20 protein-coding genes are annotated in these 19467 nt (G+C 72.6%); 9 read left to right on the top strand and 11 right to left on the bottom strand.

Translation table 11 applies throughout. The features are described 5' to 3' along the window. Position 1: 1 nt before the first annotated feature. The 4 genes from ABZZ04_RS28160 to argC are packed head-to-tail and all read right to left on the bottom strand — an operon-like array spanning position 2 to position 4282. Positions 2-1198 carry an acetylornithine transaminase gene (locus ABZZ04_RS28160; RefSeq protein ID WP_356935025.1) on the bottom strand — a complete coding sequence of 399 codons (1197 nt, stop codon included), beginning with the start codon at positions 1196-1198 and terminating at the stop codon, positions 2-4. Beyond that, a complete protein-coding gene (gene argB, locus ABZZ04_RS28155) occupies positions 1195-2106 on the bottom strand; it encodes an acetylglutamate kinase (RefSeq protein ID WP_356935024.1) in 912 nt (303 codons plus the stop codon). Before argB ends, ABZZ04_RS28160 begins: the two co-directional genes overlap by 4 nt. Further along, positions 2103-3257 (bottom strand): bifunctional glutamate N-acetyltransferase/amino-acid acetyltransferase ArgJ, encoded by a 1155-nt coding sequence (gene argJ / locus ABZZ04_RS28150; protein WP_356935023.1) that lies wholly within the window; start codon positions 3255-3257, stop codon positions 2103-2105. The genes argB and argJ overlap by 4 nt, the downstream gene beginning before the upstream one ends. Next, a complete protein-coding gene (gene argC, locus ABZZ04_RS28145; RefSeq protein ID WP_356935022.1) occupies positions 3254-4282 on the bottom strand; it encodes an N-acetyl-gamma-glutamyl-phosphate reductase in 1029 nt (342 codons plus the stop codon). Before argC ends, argJ begins: the two co-directional genes overlap by 4 nt. A gap of 201 nt (positions 4283-4483) precedes the next feature. Between argC and ABZZ04_RS28140 the strand changes: the two genes are divergently transcribed. The 4 genes from ABZZ04_RS28140 (at position 4484) to ABZZ04_RS28125 (ending at position 6325) form a co-directional block, all read left to right on the top strand. Further along, the gene (locus ABZZ04_RS28140) at positions 4484-4732 is read left to right on the top strand and encodes a helix-turn-helix transcriptional regulator (protein WP_283850725.1); all 249 of its coding nucleotides are present in this window, start codon (positions 4484-4486) and stop codon (positions 4730-4732) included. Then, positions 4729-5262, top strand: coding sequence for a hypothetical protein (locus ABZZ04_RS28135; RefSeq protein WP_356935021.1), 534 nt, complete (start codon positions 4729-4731; stop codon positions 5260-5262). The genes ABZZ04_RS28140 and ABZZ04_RS28135 overlap by 4 nt, the downstream gene beginning before the upstream one ends. Before the next feature lie 111 nt (positions 5263-5373). Further along, positions 5374-5895, top strand: coding sequence for an ATP-binding protein (locus ABZZ04_RS28130; protein WP_356935020.1), 522 nt, complete (start codon positions 5374-5376; stop codon positions 5893-5895). 22 nt (positions 5896-5917) lie between these two features. Further along, positions 5918-6325, top strand: coding sequence for a hypothetical protein (locus ABZZ04_RS28125; protein ID WP_356935018.1), 408 nt, complete (start codon positions 5918-5920; stop codon positions 6323-6325). A gap of 66 nt (positions 6326-6391) precedes the next feature. Here ABZZ04_RS28125 and ABZZ04_RS28120 read toward each other — a convergent pair whose 3' ends face one another. The 3 genes from ABZZ04_RS28120 to ABZZ04_RS28110 all read right to left on the bottom strand — a co-directional run bounded on the left by ABZZ04_RS28120 (position 6392) and on the right by ABZZ04_RS28110 (position 10338). Beyond that, positions 6392-7270 carry an SMI1/KNR4 family protein gene (locus ABZZ04_RS28120; RefSeq protein WP_356935017.1) on the bottom strand — a complete coding sequence of 293 codons (879 nt, stop codon included), beginning with the start codon at positions 7268-7270 and terminating at the stop codon, positions 6392-6394. Positions 7271-7333: 63 nt separating this feature from the next. Continuing rightward, positions 7334-8428 (bottom strand): barstar family protein, encoded by a 1095-nt coding sequence (locus tag ABZZ04_RS28115; RefSeq protein ID WP_356935016.1) that lies wholly within the window; start codon positions 8426-8428, stop codon positions 7334-7336. Between the two features lie 53 nt (positions 8429-8481). Then, positions 8482-10338, bottom strand: a complete 1857-nt coding sequence (locus ABZZ04_RS28110; RefSeq protein WP_356935089.1) for a glycoside hydrolase family 15 protein — start codon at positions 10336-10338, stop codon at positions 8482-8484. 230 nt (positions 10339-10568) lie between these two features. Here ABZZ04_RS28110 and ABZZ04_RS28105 point away from each other — a divergent pair, with 230 nt between their 5' ends. The 3 genes from ABZZ04_RS28105 (at position 10569) to ABZZ04_RS28095 (ending at position 12521) form a co-directional block, all read left to right on the top strand. After that, positions 10569-11066 carry a peptidylprolyl isomerase gene (locus ABZZ04_RS28105; protein ID WP_148837689.1) on the top strand — a complete coding sequence of 166 codons (498 nt, stop codon included), beginning with the start codon at positions 10569-10571 and terminating at the stop codon, positions 11064-11066. A gap of 108 nt (positions 11067-11174) precedes the next feature. Beyond that, positions 11175-11678 carry a hypothetical protein gene (locus ABZZ04_RS28100; protein ID WP_356935015.1) on the top strand — a complete coding sequence of 168 codons (504 nt, stop codon included), beginning with the start codon at positions 11175-11177 and terminating at the stop codon, positions 11676-11678. 78 nt (positions 11679-11756) lie between these two features. Then, positions 11757-12521 carry a Clp protease N-terminal domain-containing protein gene (locus ABZZ04_RS28095; RefSeq protein ID WP_356935014.1) on the top strand — a complete coding sequence of 255 codons (765 nt, stop codon included), beginning with the start codon at positions 11757-11759 and terminating at the stop codon, positions 12519-12521. A gap of 144 nt (positions 12522-12665) precedes the next feature. On the opposite strand, the gene ABZZ04_RS28090 is transcribed toward ABZZ04_RS28095, so the two are convergent. Together ABZZ04_RS28090 and ABZZ04_RS28085 are read right to left on the bottom strand one after the other, a co-directional pair. Next, entirely contained in the window at positions 12666-13817 is a 1152-nt protein-coding gene (locus tag ABZZ04_RS28090) for a serine hydrolase domain-containing protein (RefSeq protein ID WP_356935013.1), read from the bottom strand. Positions 13818-13919: 102 nt separating this feature from the next. Next, on the bottom strand, positions 13920-14495 hold the full coding sequence (locus ABZZ04_RS28085) for a histidine phosphatase family protein (RefSeq protein ID WP_148837687.1): 576 nt from the start codon (positions 14493-14495) through the stop codon (positions 13920-13922). A gap of 334 nt (positions 14496-14829) precedes the next feature. Here ABZZ04_RS28085 and ABZZ04_RS28080 point away from each other — a divergent pair, with 334 nt between their 5' ends. Further along, a complete protein-coding gene (locus ABZZ04_RS28080) occupies positions 14830-15042 on the top strand; it encodes a DUF1918 domain-containing protein (RefSeq protein WP_356935012.1) in 213 nt (70 codons plus the stop codon). Between the two features lie 136 nt (positions 15043-15178). Here the strand turns inward: ABZZ04_RS28080 and ABZZ04_RS28075 are convergent, their stop codons facing one another. Further along, positions 15179-16489 (bottom strand): family 10 glycosylhydrolase, encoded by a 1311-nt coding sequence (locus tag ABZZ04_RS28075; protein ID WP_356935088.1) that lies wholly within the window; start codon positions 16487-16489, stop codon positions 15179-15181. 197 nt (positions 16490-16686) lie between these two features. On the opposite strand from ABZZ04_RS28075, the gene ABZZ04_RS28070 reads away from it, so the two are divergent. Next, positions 16687-17547: a 3-hydroxybutyryl-CoA dehydrogenase gene (locus tag ABZZ04_RS28070; protein ID WP_148833550.1), complete on the top strand. Its 861-nt coding sequence runs from the start codon at positions 16687-16689 to the stop codon at positions 17545-17547. 94 nt (positions 17548-17641) lie between these two features. On the opposite strand, the gene ABZZ04_RS28065 is transcribed toward ABZZ04_RS28070, so the two are convergent. Continuing rightward, on the bottom strand, positions 17642-18991 hold the full coding sequence (locus ABZZ04_RS28065) for a transcriptional regulator (RefSeq protein WP_356935011.1): 1350 nt from the start codon (positions 18989-18991) through the stop codon (positions 17642-17644). Positions 18992-19467 lie beyond the last annotated feature (476 nt).

The raw sequence follows: 19467 nt of genomic DNA, 5'->3' as shown, positions 1-19467 counted from the left end.
CTCATTCTCCGGATCGTCCGTCCCCTCTTGCCGCGTCGAGAACACCGGGCAGTGCCCGGAGGAACGCGTCCACCTCCGCGTCGCCGATGATCAGCGGCGGCATCAGCCGCAGGACATCGGGGGCGGGTGCGTTCACCAGGATTCCGGCTCCCTGAGCCGCCTGTTGCGCCTGGGGCGCAAGGGGCTCGGTGAGCACGATACCCAGCAGCAGCCCGGAGCCGCGGACGTGGGAGACCAGCGGGTGGCCCAGACCTTCCACGGCCTCGCGGATCCTCTCGCCGAGCCGCTTCACCCGGTCCAGGGCTCCGTCGGCCGCCAGGGTGTCCAGGACGGCGAGTCCGGCGGCGCAGGCGACCGGGTTGCCGCCGAACGTCGTGCCGTGCTGCCCCGGCCCCAGCAGCTCGGCCGCCGGGCCGAACGCGACGGTCGCGCCGATCGGCAGTCCGCCGCCGAGGCCCTTGGCGAGGGTGACGACGTCGGGCTCGACGCCCTGGTGGGCCTGGTGCTCGAACCAGTGGCCGCAGCGGCCGATGCCGGTCTGCACCTCGTCGAGCACGAGCAGGGTGCCGGTGGCCCGGGTGATCTCGCGGGCGGCCTCCAGGTAACCGGCGGGCGGCACGACCACTCCGTTCTCGCCCTGGATCGGCTCGATGATCACCAGCGCGGTGTCGGTGGTCACGGCCGCCCGGAGCGCCTCGGCGTCGCCGTACGGGACGTGCGTGACGTCGCCGGGCAGCGGGAGGAACGGGGCGCGCTTGGCGGGCTGGCCGGTCAGCGCGAGGGCGCCCATGGTCCGGCCGTGGAAGCCGCCGTCGGTGGCGACCATGTGCGTGCGCCCGGTCAGCCTGCCGATCTTGAAGGCGGCCTCGTTGGCCTCGGCGCCCGAGTTGGCGAAGTAGACCCGGCCGGTGCGGCCGAAGAGCTGGAGCAGCCGTTCGGCGAGCGCGACGGGCGGCTCGGCGATGAAAAGGTTGGAGACGTGGCCCAGCGAGGCGACCTGGGCACAGACCGCCTCGACGACGGCGGGGTGGGCGTGGCCCAGCGCGTTCACCGCGATGCCGCCGACGAAGTCGAGGTACTCGGTGCCGTCGGCGTCCCACACCCTGGCCCCCTCGCCGCGCACCAGGGGCAGCCGGGGGGTTCCGTAGTTGTCCATCAGCGCGTCGTTCCAGCGCCGGACGAGCTCCTGGTTGCTCATGAATCCCCCTGCGCGGGCTGCGCGTCGGGCACGACCATCGTGCCGATTCCTTCGTCGGTGAAGATCTCCAGCAGGATCGAGTGCTGGACCCGGCCGTCGATGACGCGGGCGGTCTCGACGCCGTTGCGCACGGCGTGCAGGCAGCCCTGCATCTTGGGGACCATGCCGCTGGACAGCTCGGGCAGCAGCTTCTCCAGCTCGGTGGCGGTGAGGCGGCTGATCACGTCGTCGCTGTTGGGCCAGTCCTCGTAGAGGCCCTCGACGTCGGTGAGGACCATCAGCGTCTCGGCGTTCAGCGCGGCGGCGAGCGCGGCGGCCGCGGTGTCGGCGTTGACGTTGTAGACGTGGTCGTCGTCGGCGGAGCGGGCGATGGAGGAGACCACCGGGATCCGGCCGTCGTCCAGCAGCGCCTGGATCGCCCCGGTGTCGATGGCGGTGATCTCGCCGACCCGGCCGATGTCGACGCTCTCGCCGTCGATGGTCGGCCGGTGCTGGACGGCGGTGATCGTGCGGGCGTCCTCGCCGGTCATGCCGACGGCGAGCGGGCCGTGCTGGTTGAGCAGGCCGACCAGTTCGCGCTGGACCTGTCCGGCCAGCACCATCCGTACGACGTCCATCGCCTCGGGCGTGGTGACGCGCAGCCCCGCCTTGAACTCGCTGACCAGGCCCTGCTTGTCGAGCTGGGCGCTGATCTGCGGTCCGCCGCCGTGCACGACGACGGGCTTGAGGCCCGCCTGGCGCAGGAAGACGACGTCCTGGGCGAAGGCCGCCTTCAGCTCCTCGTCGACCATGGCGTTGCCGCCGAACTTGATGACGACGGTCTTGCCGTTGTGCCGGGTCAGCCAGGGCAGCGCCTCGATGAGGGTCTGCGCCTTCGGGAGTGCGGTGTGCTTCCGCGCCGTGCTCATGAGCTGTACGCGCTGTTCTCGTGGACGTAGTCCGCGGTGAGGTCGTTGGCCCAGATGACGGCCGATTCGGTGCCGGCGGACAGGTCGGCGGTGATGGCGACCTCCCGGTAGCGCATGTCGACCAGGTCGCGGTCCTCGCCGACGCTGCCGTTCTTGCAGACCCACACGCCGTTGATCGCGACGTTCAGCCGGTCGGGCTCGAAGGCGGCCTTCGTCGTGCCGATCGCGGAGAGCACCCGGCCCCAGTTGGGGTCCTCGCCGTGGATGGCGCACTTGAGGAGGTTGTTGCGGGCGATGGAGCGGCCCACCTCGACGGCGTCGTCCTCGCTCGCGGCGTTGACGACCTCGATCCGGATGTCCTTGGAGGCGCCCTCGGCGTCCCCGATCAGCTGCCGGGCGAGGTCCGCGCAGACGGTCCGTACGGCCTCGGCGAACTCGTCCTGCTCCGGGGTGACCCCGCTCGCCCCGGAGGCCAGCAGGAGCACGGTGTCGTTGGTCGACATGCAGCCGTCGGAGTCGACCCGGTCGAAGGTGGTGCGGGTGGCGGCGCGCAGCGCGGAGTCGAGTCCGGCGGCGTCGACGTCGGCGTCGGTGGTGAGGACGACCAGCATGGTCGCGAGGCCGGGGGCGAGCATGCCCGCGCCCTTGGCCATGCCGCCGACGGTCCAGCCCTCGCCGCCCGCGACGGCGGTCTTGTGGACGGTGTCGGTGGTCTTGATCGCGATGGCGGCCTTCTCGCCGCCGTGCTCGCTGAGGGCGGCGGCGGCCTGCTCGATGCCGGGCAGCAGCTTGTCCATCGGGAGCAGGGTGCCGATCAGACCGGTCGAGGCGACCGCGATCTCGCCCGCATTGTGGCCGGTGAGGACCTCGGCGGCCTTCTCGGCGGTGGCGTGGGTGTCCTGGAAGCCCTTGGGTCCGGTACAGGCGTTGGCGCCGCCGGAGTTGAGGACGACCGCGGTGACCTCGCCGCCCTTCAGCACCTGCTCCGACCACAGGACGGGGGCGGCCTTGACGCGGTTGGAGGTGAAGACGCCCGCGGCGGCGCGGCGCGGCCCGCGGTTGACGACGAGGGCCAGGTCCGGGTTGCCGTTCTCCTTGATCCCCGCGGCGATGCCCGCCGCGGAGAACCCCTGTGCTGCCGTGACGCTCACGGTGCGACTCCGATCGTGGAAAGACCTGTGTCCTCGGGAAGTCCGAGGGCGATGTTCATGCTCTGCAGGGCACCGCCCGCGGTGCCCTTGGCGAGGTTGTCGATGGCGCTGATGACGATGATCCGGCCGGCCGCCTCGTCGTGGGCGACCTGGATCTGTACGGCGTTGGAACCCTGGACGGACGCCGTGGCGGGCCACTGCCCCTCGGGGAGCAGATCGACGAACGGCTCGTCGGCGAACGCCTTCTCGTACACGTCGCGGAGGGACCGGGCGCTCACCCCGGGCCGCGCCTTCGCGCTGCAGGTGGCGAGGATGCCGCGGGGCATCGGCGCCAGGGTCGGGGTGAAGGAGACCGTGACCCGTTCGCCGGCCGCCGCGCTGAGGTTCTGGATCATCTCGGGGGTGTGCCGGTGGCCGCCGCCGACGCCGTACGGGGACATGTTGCCCATCACCTCGGAGCCGAGCAGGTGCGGCTTGGCCGCCTTGCCCGCCCCGGAGGTGCCGGACGCCGCGACGATCACGGCCTCGGGCTCGGCCAGCCGGGCCGCGTACGCCGGGAAGAGCGCGAGCGACACCGCGGTCGGGTAGCAGCCGGGCACCGCGATCCGCTTGGAACCGGCCAGCGCCGCGCGTCGGCCGGGGAGCTCGGGCAGCCCGTAGGGCCAGGTGCCGGCGTGCGGCGAACCGTAGAACTTCTCCCAGTCCGCGGCGTCCTCCAGCCGGAAGTCGGCGCCCATGTCCACGACGAGCACCTCGTCCCCGAGCTGCTCGGCGACGGCGGCGGACTGCCCGTGCGGCAGGGCGAGGAAGACCACGTCGTGCCCGGCGAGCACCTCGGGGGTGGTCGGCCGGAGCACCCGGTCGGCGAGCGGCCTCAGATGCGGCTGGAGCGCGCCGAGCCTCTGTCCCGCGTTGGAGTTGGCGGTGAGCTCGCCGATCTCGACCCCGGGGTGGACCAGCAGGAGGCGGAGCAGCTCCCCGCCGGCGTATCCGCTCGCCCCTGCCACCGCTGCACGTACCACCATCGAAAGCCTCCTCGTCGATGGCATGACTATACGCATCGCCGCACTTTTATGCAAAGACTTGCGCATCTCGCGCATGGTCGCGGCGCGACCGGGCATCCGGGCCACCCCGGACGCCCGCCCCCCGGATCCGACCCGACCCCGGATTCGCCGATCTACTGCGCGGCGTTGCAACCCTCACTCTCAATGTAGTACTTCTTATACATGAGTGAGCAGGTGCACAACAGACTGGCCATGGTTCGTGCCGAGCGGAAGGTGTCACGTCAGCACCTGGCCGAGGCCGTGGGAGCGCACTACCAGACCATCGGCTACATCGAGCGGGGGCAGTACAACCCGAGCCTCGACCTGGCTCTGAAGATCGCGAAGTTCTTCGGACTGCCGGTGGAGGCGTTGTTCTCGCTCGAACCGTTCCGGCCGCTCACGGATGAGATCTACGGGAGGAAGACGTCATGACAACCACGCCGCTGACGCGCTACGACCGCAGGATGCTGCGGCTCATGAACGACCGCCGGGCCCAGTCGCTGTACGCCACGGCCGCCCGCCGGCGCCTGGTGGTCACCGCGCACGTGGCACTGACCGCGGCCATCGGCGGGCTCATGGCCCACCTCTACCTCGCGGAGGGGGAGCCGATCGCGACCGCCGTCGCCATGGCGGTGCTGATGCTGCCGTGGATGGTGGCGACCGGGGCGATCAACGCGGCCACCCGCGGCCTGCTCGAACTGCGCGAACGGGCGCTGGACGAGCGCCAGTCCGCCGAACGCGCCCGGGTGCAGGCCCACGCCCACCGGGCGATGACCCTCCTCCTGCTCGCGGCCGCGGTCGGCCTGCTGACCGCGGGCGCGATCGAGGGCGACGCCCCCACGGCGTACGCGGCACCGGTGCTCATCGCGGTCCTCGTGGTGCACTGGCTGATGCCGTTGTGGGTGGCCGGCCTGATGGCCCGGGACGAGCCGGCCGAGGACGACGGCCCCATGACCGTCTGACGGGTTCGCCGCGGCCCGCCGACGCCGACCGGCCGAATGACCAAAGGTCGACGGCTGACGGCCCGGAAGCGTCGGGCGGGCCCGACCGGGGAGGGACTACCGTTGGGGCCCATGATCGTATGGCTCAACGGCACCCATGGCGCGGGCAAGACGACGACCAGTGCGCTCGTGCAGCAACTGATCCCGGAATCACGGGTGTTCGACGCCGAGAAGGTCGGCGAGACACTCATGGACATCAAGCCGGGGCTTCCCTGGACGGGCAACTTCCAGCACTGGCCGCCGTGGCGGCCGCTCGTCGTCGAGACCGCCCGCCATGTGCTCGACTACACCGGCGGCACCCTGGTGGTCCCCATGACCGTCCTGGTCGAGGAGTACTGGCGCGAGATCAGCGCGGGCCTCGCCCGGCACTCCATCCCGGTACGGCACTTCGTCCTCCATGCCGACCAGGACACCCTCCGCGGGCGCATCGAGGGGGACAGTCCCGCCGGCACCTGGGGGTTCCGTCTCGAACACCTCGCCCCCTACGCCGAGGCGGCCCGCACCTGGCTGCACGCCGAGGCCGAGGTCGTCGACACCACGCACCTCACGCCCGAACAGGCCGCCCTGCGGATCGCCGAGGCGGTCAAGGACTGAGCCGGGCCGGGAGAGTACGGACGTGAGCCTTCACTACGAAGTGGTCTTCACCTGCTTCCTCCGGGACGGGACGCCCGAACCCGTCCTGGAGGCACTGCGGTGGCACACCGGCGCGAGCGAGGAGCGGCCGCCGCACCTCGACGCGGACGAGCACCCGTACCGGCTGCTCGAACCGGACCCGGACAGCCGGCTGCCGGGCGGGGAATTCGCGTCCCTGCGGTATCAGTCCCTCGGGAGCCGGGACGCCTGGGGCCTGTTCACCCGGAACCTCTGGCTGGACGACGACATCGGCGAACTCACCACGGTCATGGACCTGTTGGCGCCCCACGTCGAAGGCTGCGGATACGGCGGATACCTGCGCGAGGAGTACGACACCGAGATGTCGGTCCTCACCTTCCACGACGGGACCCACGGCCCGGGGCCGGGCTGACGCGGGAACGGACTGACGCGGGGACGCCGCGCGGCAGGGAGACCGCACTCGTCCGCGCGGCGGCCCTCACCCGTCCGTGGCCGCGTCCCAGGACGGCAGGGGCGTTCCCGGCGCGCCCGTGACCCGGAGGACCTCGCACCCCATGAGCCGCGCGGCGGCGAAGAGGCGCCGACGGGCCCGTTCACCGTCCTCGGGCGGGAAGTCGACGCGGATCTGGTGGGGGCAGGACATGTCGTACGTGAGCAGCCAGTCGGTGTCGACGGTCGCGAAGTGGTCCTGTCCCATGCGGCCGTCCTCGGAACGCCATGTGCCCCGGTCCGTGGTGGGGGCCAGCGCCTCGCGCAGCAGCCGCAGGCGCTCGTCGTGGGGCGCGGAGCCCTCGGACAGGCGCAGGCAGCGGTGGACGCGCGGGCGGAAGGCGTTGAACCACGGTGCCAGGTCCGGCTCCATGTCCACGAGCAGCCGGGAGCCGATCCGTCCGCCGGCCCAGCCCTCGATGAACGCGGCCGCCCCCATGTGATGGGTCTCGTACCCGCCCTCGCTGCTCCACACCACCACGGGCCAGTCGTCGGGAGCCCCGGCGGTCAGCCAGCACAGCCGGTCGGCGTCCATGGTCGTGCCCCAGACCAGCAGTCCGCCGGGGGCCGGGTGCAGCGGGTACGGGTGGCGCTCGCGGTCCCGTTCGGCGACTCCGGTGAGATGGGCGTGCTGCCACTCGATGCCGTTGTGCTCGCTCGTGCCGAAGGGCGTGCGGAGGTAGAGGAAGTCGCAGAACTCTCCCCGGCCGTAGGTGTCGACGAGTCGTCCGTAGTCGGCGGGCAGCCGGGTTCCGGCCGCCGCCTCCGCGGCGGCCCAGTCCCCGTGGGCGTCCACGGGGGCGGTCGGTGGCGCCACGAGCCGGACCAGCCGGTCGCAGGCGCTCGTGGTGGTCTCCGGATCAGCCATGGGCGCAGTGTAGGCGGCACGCCCTGCGGGGGCCGACGGGTTTTCGGGGCCGGCGACCCCGGCTCACGCCAGGGTGACGCGCATGCCGCCCTGGGCGAGGACGTCGAGGAGGACGGCGAACAGGTCGCAGGGCAGGCCCTCCGGCGTCAGGGTCCGGGACAGGTGCTCGCGTGCGGTCGCGGAGTCCCGCCAGAGCAGGGTCGCGGGGGCGGTGTAGCCGAAGGTGCCGCGCAGACAGTCGTCGAGGGCGGGCAGGCAGCCGCCGAAGTAGCCGCCCGGCCCGTTCACCGCCTCGCCGAGCGCCAGGTGGAAGCCCGGCTCGTCGGTGATGTACCGGCCGTCGAGTTCGTAGGCGTGACCGGCCGGCCGGTCACCGGCGGTGCGGTGGGCGGCCCGTTCCCGGACGAGGTCGTGCCAGGCCCAGCGGCGCCGGGTGTCGAGGCCCGCCCAGGCGCCCGGCACGTCCGGCGGCCCGGCGAGCCACCGCTCCCAGACCGGCCGGACGGCCTCGGGGGCGGGCTCGAAGAAGTACCCGTCGAGTTCCAGGTCGATCAGACCGCCTCCGTGCGAGGACGGGCGCCAGTCGGTGACCCTGGCCCAGAGCAGTCGTTCGGTGAGCGGCCGGCCCCCGTCGTCCCGTATCTCCAGGGCGGCCTGCTCCAGGTCCAGCGCCCGCCGGGTGCCCTTCGCCAGTGCCGCCCGCAGCCGGTCGTCCGGGGCGAGCCCCCGCAGGACGAAGGGAGGTGCGGGCCGTTCGCGCGGCAGGATGCGGGTGAACTCCCGGCAGGAGCCCAGCCAGCGGCGCCCGTCGTGCACCCGGACGCGGCCCCGGTGTCCCTCGGGCGGACCCTCGTAGTCGTCCGTGCCGGTGAGCACGAGGCCGTCCGCACCGGGGAGCGGCCCCGGGCTCTCCGCGTCCTCCAGCAGCCAGGGCCCGATCGTCCCGTCGTCCGGCACCAGCCACGTCCGGTTGCCGACCCAGCCCCGCACCCCGGCGCCCTCCGGCACCCAGCCGAACAGTTCGTACGTGCCTCGCCGCGGCTCCCCGAAGAACCCGTCCACCGCGTCGCACACCCCCCAGGGTCGGCCGTGCTCCGTCTCCGTCAGCGTGTACCGCCCGTGTCCGCGGCGGTTCCCGTCCTCATGCACGGCGGCCATCCTGCCCGAGGCGCGCCTGCGCGGCGCACTCCTTTTCCCGCGGGGGCCGGTGCTCAGCCGAGGGCGCGGTCGAGGTTGAAGGCCGCGCTGATCAGCGCGAGATGGGTGAACGCCTGCGGGAAGTTCCCCGTCTGCTCCCCGGTGCGGCCGATCTCCTCCGCGTACAGGCCGAGGTGGTTGGCGTACGTGAGCATCTTCTCGAACGCGAGCCGGGCCTCGTCGAGCCGGCCGGCCCGGGTCAGCGCCTCCACGTACCAGAACGAGCAGATCGAGAACGTGCCCTCGTCGCCGCTCAGGCCGTCCGGGCTGACCTGCGGGTCGTAGCGGTAGACCAGCGAGTCGGACACCAGGTCCTCCCCCAGCGCGTCCAGCGTGGCGAGCCACTTCGGGTCGGTGGGGGAGATGAACTTCGCCAGCGGCATCATCAGCACAGAGGCGTCGAGGACATGGCCCCCCTCGTACTGGACGAAGGCGTTCCGTTCGGTGGACCAGCCGTGGTCCATGATCCGGCGGTAGATCGCGTCGCGGGCCCGCCCCCACCGCACGATGTCGACGGGCAGTCCGCGGTGCTGGGCGAGCCGCATGGCGCGTTCGACGGCCACCCAGCACATCAGCCGCGAGTAGAGGTGGTTCTCGCCCTCGCCGCGGCTCTCCCAGACCCCCTGGTCGGGCTGGTCCCAGTGGTCGCACACCCAGTCGACCACCTCGCCGATGCTCTCCCAGTGCGCGCTGGAGATGGGCTGCCCCCACTTGTCGTAGAGGTAGAGGGCGTCGATCAGCGCCCCGTAGATGTCCAGTTGCAGCTGACCGACGGCGCCGTTGCCGACGCGCACGGGGGCCGAACCCCGGTAGCCCTCCAGATGGGGCAGCTCGCGTTCGGGCAGTTCACGGCGCCCGTCGATGCCGTACATGATCTGCAACGGGCCGGTGCCGCGGTCCGCCCCCGTCGGCACCTCCAGTCGGACGTGCTCGGAGAGGAAGCCCATGAACGCCTCGGCCTCCTCGGTGAAGCCGAGCCTGAGCAGCGCGTACACGCAGAACGCGGCGTCGCGGATCCACACGTAGCGGTAGTCCCAGTTGCGTTCGCCGCCGATGCGTTCGGGCAGGCTGGTGGTCGGCGCGGCGATGATGGCGCCGGTCGGGGCGTAGGTGAGGAGCTTCAGGGTGAGGGCGGAGCGGTGCACCATCTCCCGCCAGCGGCCGCGGTAGCGCGACCGGGACAGCCACCGCCTCCAGTACCCGACGGTGGCGTTGAACTGCTGCTCCGCCTCGGACAGCGGGCAGAAGCGGGGGGCCACGTCGCCGCCGATCCGGTCCAGGGCGAAGACGGCGGCCCCGCCCTCGTGCAGCTTGAACAGTGCCCACACGTCCGGCCCGGCGACCTCCAGGGGCACACTGGCCGTCAGGGCGAGGGTGAGTCCGGGCGTCTCGAAGACCGCCTGGCCGTGCCCGGCCCGTACCGTGTGCGGCCGGGCCCCGTACTCGAAGCGGGGTGCCACCCGGGCGCGGAACGGCAGCGAGCCGCGTACGCACACCACGCGGCGGATCAGCCGGTGCCGGCCGGCCTCGCGCGAGTCGTCGACGACGGGCATGAAGTCCTGGATCTCGCCGACGCCGTCCTCGGCGAAGAAGCGGGTGATCAGCACATTGGTGTCGGGGAAGTAGAACTGCTTGGTACGGGCGGGGACATCGGCGGCCAGTTCGAAGGACCCGCCCCGGTCGGCGTCCAGGATCGAGGCGAAGACGCTGGGCGCGTCGAAGCGCGGGCAGCAGTACCAGTCGATGGTGCCCCGGGTGTCCACCAGCGCCGCGCTGCGCAGGTCGCCGATCAGACCGTGCTCGGCGACGGGCGGGTAGCGGACGTCCTCGGCACCCGGAAAACCACCGGGAACCCGCCGTGTCCCGGCCACCGCATCGGGCTCCACCGTCACGTCGGACCTCCTCGGGCAGCCCCTCTACCAGGCTAGGTCCTCCGCCCGGATCGGGCCGGGCGGAGGACCCGGGCGGGGGCGGGAGGGGGCGACGGAAGGGGGCGGCGGGCAGGGGATGCGCGGCGGCGGTACGGTACAGGCTGCCGCGCACGGCACCGCACGGGGCTCCCGATTGTCGACACCGGGCCCGTCGATGTCAGGATGGTCCCATGACGAGCAAGGTTTACTTCGACATCACCATCGACGACAAGCCCGAGGGCCGGATCACCTTCAAGCTGTTCGACGACGTCGTCCCGAAGACGGCGGAGAACTTCCGGAAGCTGGCGACCGGCGAGGAGGGCTTCGGCTACAAGGGATCGTCCTTCCACCGCATCATCCCGGAATTCATGCTGCAGGGCGGCGACTTCACCCGCGGCGACGGCACGGGCGGCAAGAGCATCTACGGCGCCAAGTTCGCCGACGAGAACTTCGAGCTCAAGCACACCAAGCCGGGCCTGCTGTCCATGGCCAACGCCGGCCCGAACTCCAACGGTTCGCAGTTCTTCATCACGACGATCGTGACGTCGTGGCTGGACGGCAAGCACGTGGTGTTCGGCGAGGTCGACAACCAGGAGAGCATGGACCTGGTCAAGAAGATCGAGGCCCTCGGTTCGCAGAGCGGCCGCCCCAAGGCGAAGATCACCATCGCGGACAGCGGCGTCCTCTGACCCGCACCCCGAACCGCTGAAACGCAGCGAGCCCCCGACGGTCCCGTCGGGGGCTCGCTGTTTTCCGCCTCCCCGCACGGGCTCCGTCACCCTCGGTACGGTGACGGCATGGGAAACGACTTCGGCGTCGGGGACCACACGCTGTACCTGACCAACGGGGGCACGGAAGTCTTCGTCGACGTGCTGATGCTGGCCGTGTCCGAACTCGCCGACACCCTCTGGGAGCACCGCTTCGCCGCGCTGCTTTGCCGGCAGGACCAGTCGGTCATGGGACGCGGAGCGGTCGGCTTCGACCTGGAGGACATCGACTGGGGCGGCTCCCCGCAGGAACGGGACGCGGCGAAGGACTTCGTGCTGCGGGTGCTCGACCTCGCGCTGCGCAGGCACCGGTGGGACGAGCTGGGCTACGATCCGCCGTTCATCGAGAACAGCCTGCGGCGTTACCGGGAGATGGTCGAGGCTTTCGACCCCGCCGGCGTCGACGCCGGCGAGCGGAACCCCTCCCTCTTCCCCACCCCCGAGGAGGCCGCCACGGCCATGTGCGTACGGCACCGCATCCTGTCCGCGCCGGCCTGGTGGGAGGACTGCGTCTTCTGCCTCTCGAACCGGTGAAGGAGCCCGGCGGAGGGACCGCCCGTGCACTGTCAACCGAAGGTTGACACCCGGGCACTGTCAACTTACGGTTGACACATGGAGAATCCCGTACGCATGAGCAACCCCGTACGCCTCGACGACCTGATCGAGGCCATCAAGAAGGTGCACACCGACGCCCTCGACCAGCTCGCCGACGCCGTCATCGCCGCGGACCACCTCGGCGACGTGGCCGACCACCTGATCGGGCACTTCGTGGACCAGGCCCGGCGCTCGGGCGCCTCCTGGACGGAGATCGGCAAGAGCATGGGGGTGACCAGGCAGGCGGCCCAGAAGCGGTTCGTCGCCAAGGACCCGGGCGAGGTCTCGGACCTCGACCCCGGCCAGGGCTTCAGCCGCTTCACCCCGCGGGCCCGGAACGTGGTGATGGCCGCGCAGAACGAGGCCCGCGGGGCGGGCAACGACGAGATCCGCACCGAGCACCTCGTACTGGGGCTGCTCAGCGAGCCGGAGGGGCTGGCCGGCCTGTTCATCAAGGCCCAGGGCGTCACGGCCGAGGACATCCGCCGGGCCGCGACCGAGGCGCTGCCCGGCCCGGCCGGCGAGGTGCCCGACCTCATCCCGTACGACGCCGGGGCCCGCAAGGCGCTGGAGCTGACGTTCCGGGAGGCCCTGCGGATGGGCCACAACTTCATCGGGACCGAGCACATCCTGCTGGCCCTGCTGGAGCAGGAGGACGGCGAGGGCGTGCTGACCGGTCTCGGTGTCGACAAGGCGACCGCCGAGACGGCCATCGTCGAAGCGCTCGCCGTCATCTCGGTCTCCCCCGAGGGGACCCCCGAGGAAGCCTCCGGAAAGGAGTGAGCCGGAGGAGGTGAGCCCCCGCCCCGGGCGTGCCGGTGAACCGGCACCCCCGGGGCGTCCGGGCATCCGGACCTTCGGGGCCCGCGCCGTCGTCGTACGGGCCACCGGGCTCCGCCGCGTGCGGCCGCCGAGCGCCCCATACGGTCAGAGCGCCCCGTACACCGCCTCGACCAGGGCCTTCTTGCGCGGGTCGTCCGAGATCCCCGGCCCCATCCGGTTCATCACGTACCCGAGGGCGAGGTCGGCCTCCGGGTCGGCCAGGCCGCAGGAACCGCCGGCGCCGTCATGGCCGAAGGCCCGTGGATTGGGCCCGTACGAGCCCTCGGGGCCGCTCAGCCAGGGGCCGAGGGCGATCTCCGTGTCGTGGCCGAGGCCCTCGCCGAGCACCAGGTCCCGGCAGACGCCCTGTCCCTCGCGGACGCGCTCGGCCGCCGCCCCGGAGAGGATCCGGCGGCCGTCCCGGGCGCCCCGCCCGGCGAGGATCCCGTACAGCGCGGCGACGGCGCGGGCGGTGCCGTGGCCGTTGGCCGCGGGGATCTCCGCCGCCCGCCACTGCGGGGTGTTGGCGGCGGCCGCACCCGTCGGCGGGTTGAGCAGCGAGGCGACACCCAGGGGCGGCATCCGGGCGAAGAACCCGGCCCGCGTGCGCGCGTCGGTCCTCGGGACGACGAGTTCGGCGACCCGGTCCGCCTCCTTCTCGGGCAGTCCGATCGTGAAGTCGATGCCGAGCGGGCCGGTCACCTCCCGCCGGAGGAACTCCCCCGGCAGCAGTCCGGTGATCCGCCGGACCACCTCGCCGACCAGGAACCCGTAGGTGAGGGCGTGGTAGCCGGAGCGGGTGCCGGGCTCCCACCAGGGCTCGGTCGCCGCCAGCCGGGCGGTGGTCAGGTCCCAGTCGTAGAGCTCGGCCAGGGTGTGCGGTTCGCGCAGTCCGGCCAGTCCCGCGCGGTGCGAGAGCAGATGGCGCACGAGCACGGCCTCCTTGCCCGCCGCGGCGAATTCCGGCCAGTACACGGCGACCGGCGCGTCGAGGTCCAGCAGGCCCCGGTCGGCGAGGACGTGGGCACACAGTGCGGTCGGCCCCTTGGTCGTGGACCAGACGTTGACCAGCGTCTCCCGCTCCCAGGGGCGGGTACGGGCGCTGTCGGCCCAGCCCCCCCAGAGGTCGACCACGGGCTCCCCGGCGATCAGCACGGTGACGGCCGCGCCCAGCTCCCCGCGCTCCCGAAAATTTTCCTCGAACGCGGCGCGCACCGCGGAGAAACGTTCGTCGCACCGGCCGTGGATCCGTGGCACGGCGGCCTCCCTCACCCGTACGGCACCTGTCGGATGCACCGGACACGCAACGTACCGGCCTGCCGGACCGGCGGAAAGCCCCCGCCCGGCGGAGCCGGACGGTCAGCGGGTCCCCGCTTCGAGCCGCAGGCTCCAGCGGCCCGGCACCCCGGTGAGCGTGACCGTGGAGAGCGGTCCGACGTCCACGCTCCAGTACGTCGCGGGCGGGGCCTTGAGCGCGTAGACGAGCGCGGCCCGGACCACCGCGGGTTCGGCGACGGCGACGATGGCCCCGTCGCACGCGGGCCGGGTGTCCAGCCAGCCCCCTATCCGCGAGATGAACGCGAGCAGCGGTTCCCCGCCGTGCGGGGCGGAGCGCGGGTCTGCGAGCCAGGCGTCGACCGCCGCCGGTTCGCACGCCGTGATGTCGGCGAGGGTGTATCCGCGCCAGCGGCCCATGTCGCAGTCGCGCAGGGCCGGCTGGACGAGCGGGGCGAAGCCGAGCGCGTCCCCGGTGGCACGGCTGCGCGGGGTGGGCGAGCAGTAGCGCAACTCGGCGGCGCCCAGGGGCATCAGGGCGTGCGCGGCGAGCTGGACCTCGTGCCAGCCGGCCTGGTCGAGCGGCCGGTCGTCGTCGAAACGTTCGGCGAGCAGCGCGGAGCCACGCGCCGCCACCACGAGCGAGACTCGAGAAGTCATGGCCGTGATCGTGGGGCCGAACGTCCTTTCGGTCAAGGGGGTCTACGCGGGTCAACCTGCACCGGGCCGCCCGGTCCGCTCCGGCGCCACACTCTCTTCGATGGCTTGAAGTCGCCTGATCCACAAGCGAGTTGGGCCCATCGGGGTGGTTCGGAGCCCCGGAACACCTGGTTCCTTCCCCCGGTGGCTCCCCCGCCCGCCCCGCGCCCGGCCGGTACCGGGCCGTCGCCCCGCGTCCGGCCGATACCGGGACCTTTGCCCTCCACCGGGCGAAGTCGTCCTTCGGACATAGACTTGTCGACATGGACCGCCACCCGTGAGGAGGTCAGTCGCGATGGAGGCACACGCGGGCGACCGGCTGCTGACACACGGCAGGACCGTGGGGCAGCACGACAGGGTCGCAGAGATCGTCGAAGTGCTCGGGGCCGGGGGCACTCCCCCGTACCGCGTCCGCTTCGAGGACGGACACGAGCACCTGATTTCACCCGGCCCCGACAGCGTCGTACAGCACGCCGACCCCCGGAAGCAGGCCCACAGGGCTTCGTAGCGGCCTCCGGTGGCCCGGCGCTGTTCTTCGCCCCGGGGCGCCGTGGCCGGGCCGCCGGGAAACCGGCCGGCCCGGCCACGGCGCCCGTCGCGCCCACCCCGCCCCTGCTGTCGGCGGGGTGGGCGCGTCCTTCCGGTCAGCGGGGCGGGCGCGCCCGGTTGCGGTAGTGGTCGGCCACCACCCGGTCCATGGCCCCGATCGGGTCGTTCACCACGCTCTTCCCCGAGAAGTAGACATGGCCGCGCGCCTGGTCGTAGCCGGCGGCGAAGGTGACGTGGCGGGAGAGTTCGGCCGGGTCCTGCCAGGCGGCGGGCTGGGCGGGGTCGCCCGCCTTGTAGAGCGCCTCCCCCACGAACAGGTCGACACCGGTGCCCCGGACCGTCTCGGCCCACCAGGGCAGCAGCTTGGCGTAGTCGGCGGCGGCGAAGCCGATGTTCCAGTAGATCTGCGGGCAGATGTAGTCGATCCAGCCCTTCCTGACCCAGCCGCGGGTGTCGGCGTACAGGTCGTCGTAGGTCTGCACACCGGCCTTCGTGTCGGAGCCGAGCGGGTCGGTGGCGGCGTTGCGCCACACGCCGAACGGGCTGACCCCGAACTGGACGTTCTTCTTGATCTGCTTGATCCGCTCGGCGGTCTCCTTCACCAGCCGGTCGGTGTTGTCCCGCCGCCAGGCGGCCTTGTCCGGGAAGCCCGCGCCGTACTTCTCGTACGTGGCGTCGTCGTCGAAGACCTGCCCCGCCACCGGGTACGGGTAGAAGTAGTCGTCCCAGTGCACCGCGTCGATGTCGTAGCGGCGGACCGCGTCGAGCATCGCGTCCTGGACGAAGCGGCGGACCTCGGGGATGCCGGGGTTGTAGTAGAGCTTCCCGCCGTACGGCAGCACCCAGTCGGGGTGCACCCTGGCCGGGTGTCCGGACGCCAGCCGGGACGGGTCGGTGTGGTTGGCGACCCGGTACGGGTTGAACCAGGCGTGCAGCTCCAGGCCGCGGCGGTGCGCCTCGCGGACGGCGGTGCCCAGCGGGTCCCAGCCGGGGTCCTTGCCCTGGACACCGGTGAGGTACTGGGCCCAGGGCTCGTAGGGCGAGGGCCACAGCGCGTCGGCGGTCGGCCGCACCTGGAGGATCACGGTGTTCAGCCGCCGGTCGACGGCCTCGTCGAGGTACGCGATCAGCTCGGCCTGCTGCGCGGCCGCCGTCAGGCCCGGCGCCGAGGGCCAGTCGAGGTTGGCGACGGTGGCGACCCACATGCCGCGCAGCTCGCGCCGGGCGACCCGGCCCCGTCCGGCGTCCTCCGTCCCGTCGGGGCCGTCGGACGGGGCGGCGAGGGGATCACCGGCCCCCCGGGACGGGCCCGCGAAGGCGTCGCCCGCCGCGGCGACACCGCTCACCGCACCCGCGACCACCCCGGCCGCACCCGCCACGAAGCCTCTTCTGGCCATCTGCCGCATTTGTTGCACCTGCCGTCTCTTTGGCATCGTCGTCATCATCCGTCGCCCCCGTAATCGGGCGTAACGCAGAGCATGCCCGCCCCGGCCCGCGATGACCCGCAGGACGCGGAGTAACGTCGGGGGGTCGGGGCGGGCACCGGAATCAGACGGGAACCTGCGACACGGAGAACAGCGAAAGGCACGAGGTGACGGACTCTATGGCCGACATTGCACGCGTCGGAGTGGTGGGCTGTGGCCAGATGGGCGCGGGCATCGCGGAAGTGTGCGCCCGCAGCGGTCTCGAGGTCCTGGTGGCCGAGACCACCGGTGAGGCGCTGGAGATCGGCCGCACCCGGTTGCACAACTCCCTCTCGAAGGCCGCCGAACGCGGCAAGATCACTCCGGAGGAGCGTGACGGGACACTCGCCCGTCTGAGCTTCACCACCGACCTCGGGGAGTTCGCCGACCGCGATCTCGTCATCGAGGCCGTCGTGGAGAACGAACAGGTCAAGACCGAGATCTTCCAGGTACTCGACCAGGTGGTGACCCGGCAGGACGCGATCCTCGCCTCGAACACCTCCTCCATCCCGCTGGTGAAGCTGGCCGTGGCGACCTCCCGCCCGGACCAGGTCATCGGCATCCACTTCTTCAACCCGGCGCCGGTGCAGAAGCTCGTCGAGCTGATCCCCGCGCTGACGACGTCCGACGAGACGGTCAAGCGCTCCGAGGCACTGGTGCAGGAGGTCCTCGGCAAGCACCCGATCCGCGCCCAGGACCGCTCCGGTTTCGTGGTCAACGCACTGCTGATCCCGTACCTGCTCTCCGCGATCCGGATGTTCGAGTCGGGGATCGCCAGCCGCGAGGACATCGACAACGGCATGGAGCTCGGCTGCGCCCACCCGATGGGCCCGCTCAAGCTCTCCGACCTGATCGGTCTCGACACGGTGGCCTCGGTCGCCGACTCGATGTACGCGGAGTTCAAGGAGCCGCTGTACGCCGCTCCGCCGCTGCTCCAGCGGATGGTCGACGCGGGCCGGCTCGGCCGCAAGACGGGGTCGGGCTTCTACCCGTACTCCTGATCCTCATCGCTGTGCCCGACGGGGCCGGCCGGGGCGATCCCCCGGGCCGGCCCCGTCCGCTTTCCCCGGGCCCGCCCCCGGCCCCGGCAGGGGCTCACAGCGGTACGCACAGGGCCCCGTCGATCAGTTCGACGGCCCGGCCGGCCTCGGCGCTGCCGCTCGCGGCCAGGCCCTCGCGCACGGTGCGCAGCCGGTCTCGCAGCCGCCGCGACTCCATGCCCCCGGCCAGTCCGGCCATCTCCACCGCGGTGGCCGCCGCCCGGTCCGCCTCGCCCCGGCGCAGCTCGACCTGGGCCAGCACCGCCAGCCGGTGCACCCGGCCCCGTTCGTGCGCCGGATGCCGTACGGCCGCCGCCGCGCGCTCCCCGGCCCCCGCCAGGTCGCCGAGGACGAGCAGCGCCTCGGCCACCTGCACGTCGACCAGGCCCGGCTGGACGTATCCCGCCTCGTCCGGCTCCCGCCCCGGCCGCATCCGCGCGGCCTGCGCCTCCGCGCGCCGGATGCACTCCCGGGCGCCGCCCGCGTCGCCGAGGCGGGCATACGCCTTGGCCTGCATCGCGTACAGGTCGGCGGTGAGCGCGGGGCCGAGCCGTCCCCCGGCGGCCCGCAGCGCCGTCTGCGCGAAGGCGACGGACTGCCGGTACTCGGCGAGGAACAGCGACTGGTTGACCAGCAGGGCGATCACATAGCCGCCGAATCCCCGGTCCCCGCTCGCCTTGGCCAGCCGCAGCGCCTGGTGGAAGTGGCGCTGGGCCGGGCCGTGCAGGTCGCAGTCGTACGCGCAGATCCCTGCCATCGCAACCAGCCCGCCCGCCGCCCGGTGCAGCCGGCGGCCGGTGGCGTCGTCGTACCCGCCGCGCAGCAGCGGGGCGGCCACGGAGTTCAGGAAGCCGGCGGCCCGGGGCCTGGTCACCATCCCACCGGTCCTGCGGTACATCAGTTCGTAGTGGGTGCGGGCCGCGCGCAGGGTCACCAGGTCGGCCGGGCCGACGCGGACCGGGCCGTCGCGGGAGACGTCGGCGTCCTCGGGCGGGTTCTCCCACTCCCAGACGGGCATCACCGCCGCGGTTCCCGCGACGGCGGACGGGGCGGGCGGGTGCGGGCGTCCCTGTTCGTCCGAGCGCCACAGCGCGGTGGTCCGTTCGACGAACCCGGTGAACGAGCAGCCGGGCGCGGGCGATCCGGTGCCCGCCTCCGCCATGCCGATGTCGTCCAGCGACACGGGACGGCCCAGCCGGCTCCCGAGCACCTCGCAGATCAGGTCCGGCACCCGGCCGCGCGGGCGCTGCCCCTTCAACCAGCGGGCCACCGCGGTGTGCTCGTACCGCAGCGGGAGCCCGCGGGAGTCGCCGGCCCGGTTGACGTGTGCGGCGAGGCCCGCCCGGGAGACGCCCGCTTCCTCGATCAGGGCCGCCAGCAGAATGTTGGGCTCCGTCGCTCCCATGTGCCCCTCCGGTGGTTCGGCACGCCGAGACGTGTCGCACCAGTGGAGCACGATTCACACGGGGTGTGAACAAAATGCCCGAACCGTCCCGCTGCGCACCCTGTCGCGCCGGTGCGCGGGTCGGTTGAATCAGTCGCCTCGCAAGAGGCGGACGGGTCGTCTGCTCCCCCTCGTACAGCACGACGACCCGCACCCGCGCCGTCCGTCCTGCCAACCTGCCCGGCATTCCGTGGCAGCACGGACGGCGCCGGATCGCACGACCCACTGCCCACGGATCGGAGGGTGGCTACGGGGTCGGCACGGGGCCGGGTCCTCCCCGGGCCGCGCCGGGGCCCGGGTGCGATCCCGCCGCCCGCGAGCACGCAGGAGGGGCGTGTCCGGCCGGACACGCCCCTCCTCGAACAGTGCGGCCCCCCCCCCCCGGCCCCCCCCCGCGCGGGGCCCCCCCGGGGGGGGCCCCCACCCCCCCCCCCCCC

Origin of the sequence: Streptomyces sp. NPDC006435 (genome assembly GCF_040612315.1) — a bacterium.
Taxonomy (GTDB): Bacteria; Actinomycetota; Actinomycetes; order Streptomycetales; family Streptomycetaceae; genus Streptomyces.
The sequence above is the reverse complement of the archived record's forward strand: the minus strand, read 5'-3'. Positions and strand labels throughout refer to the sequence as shown.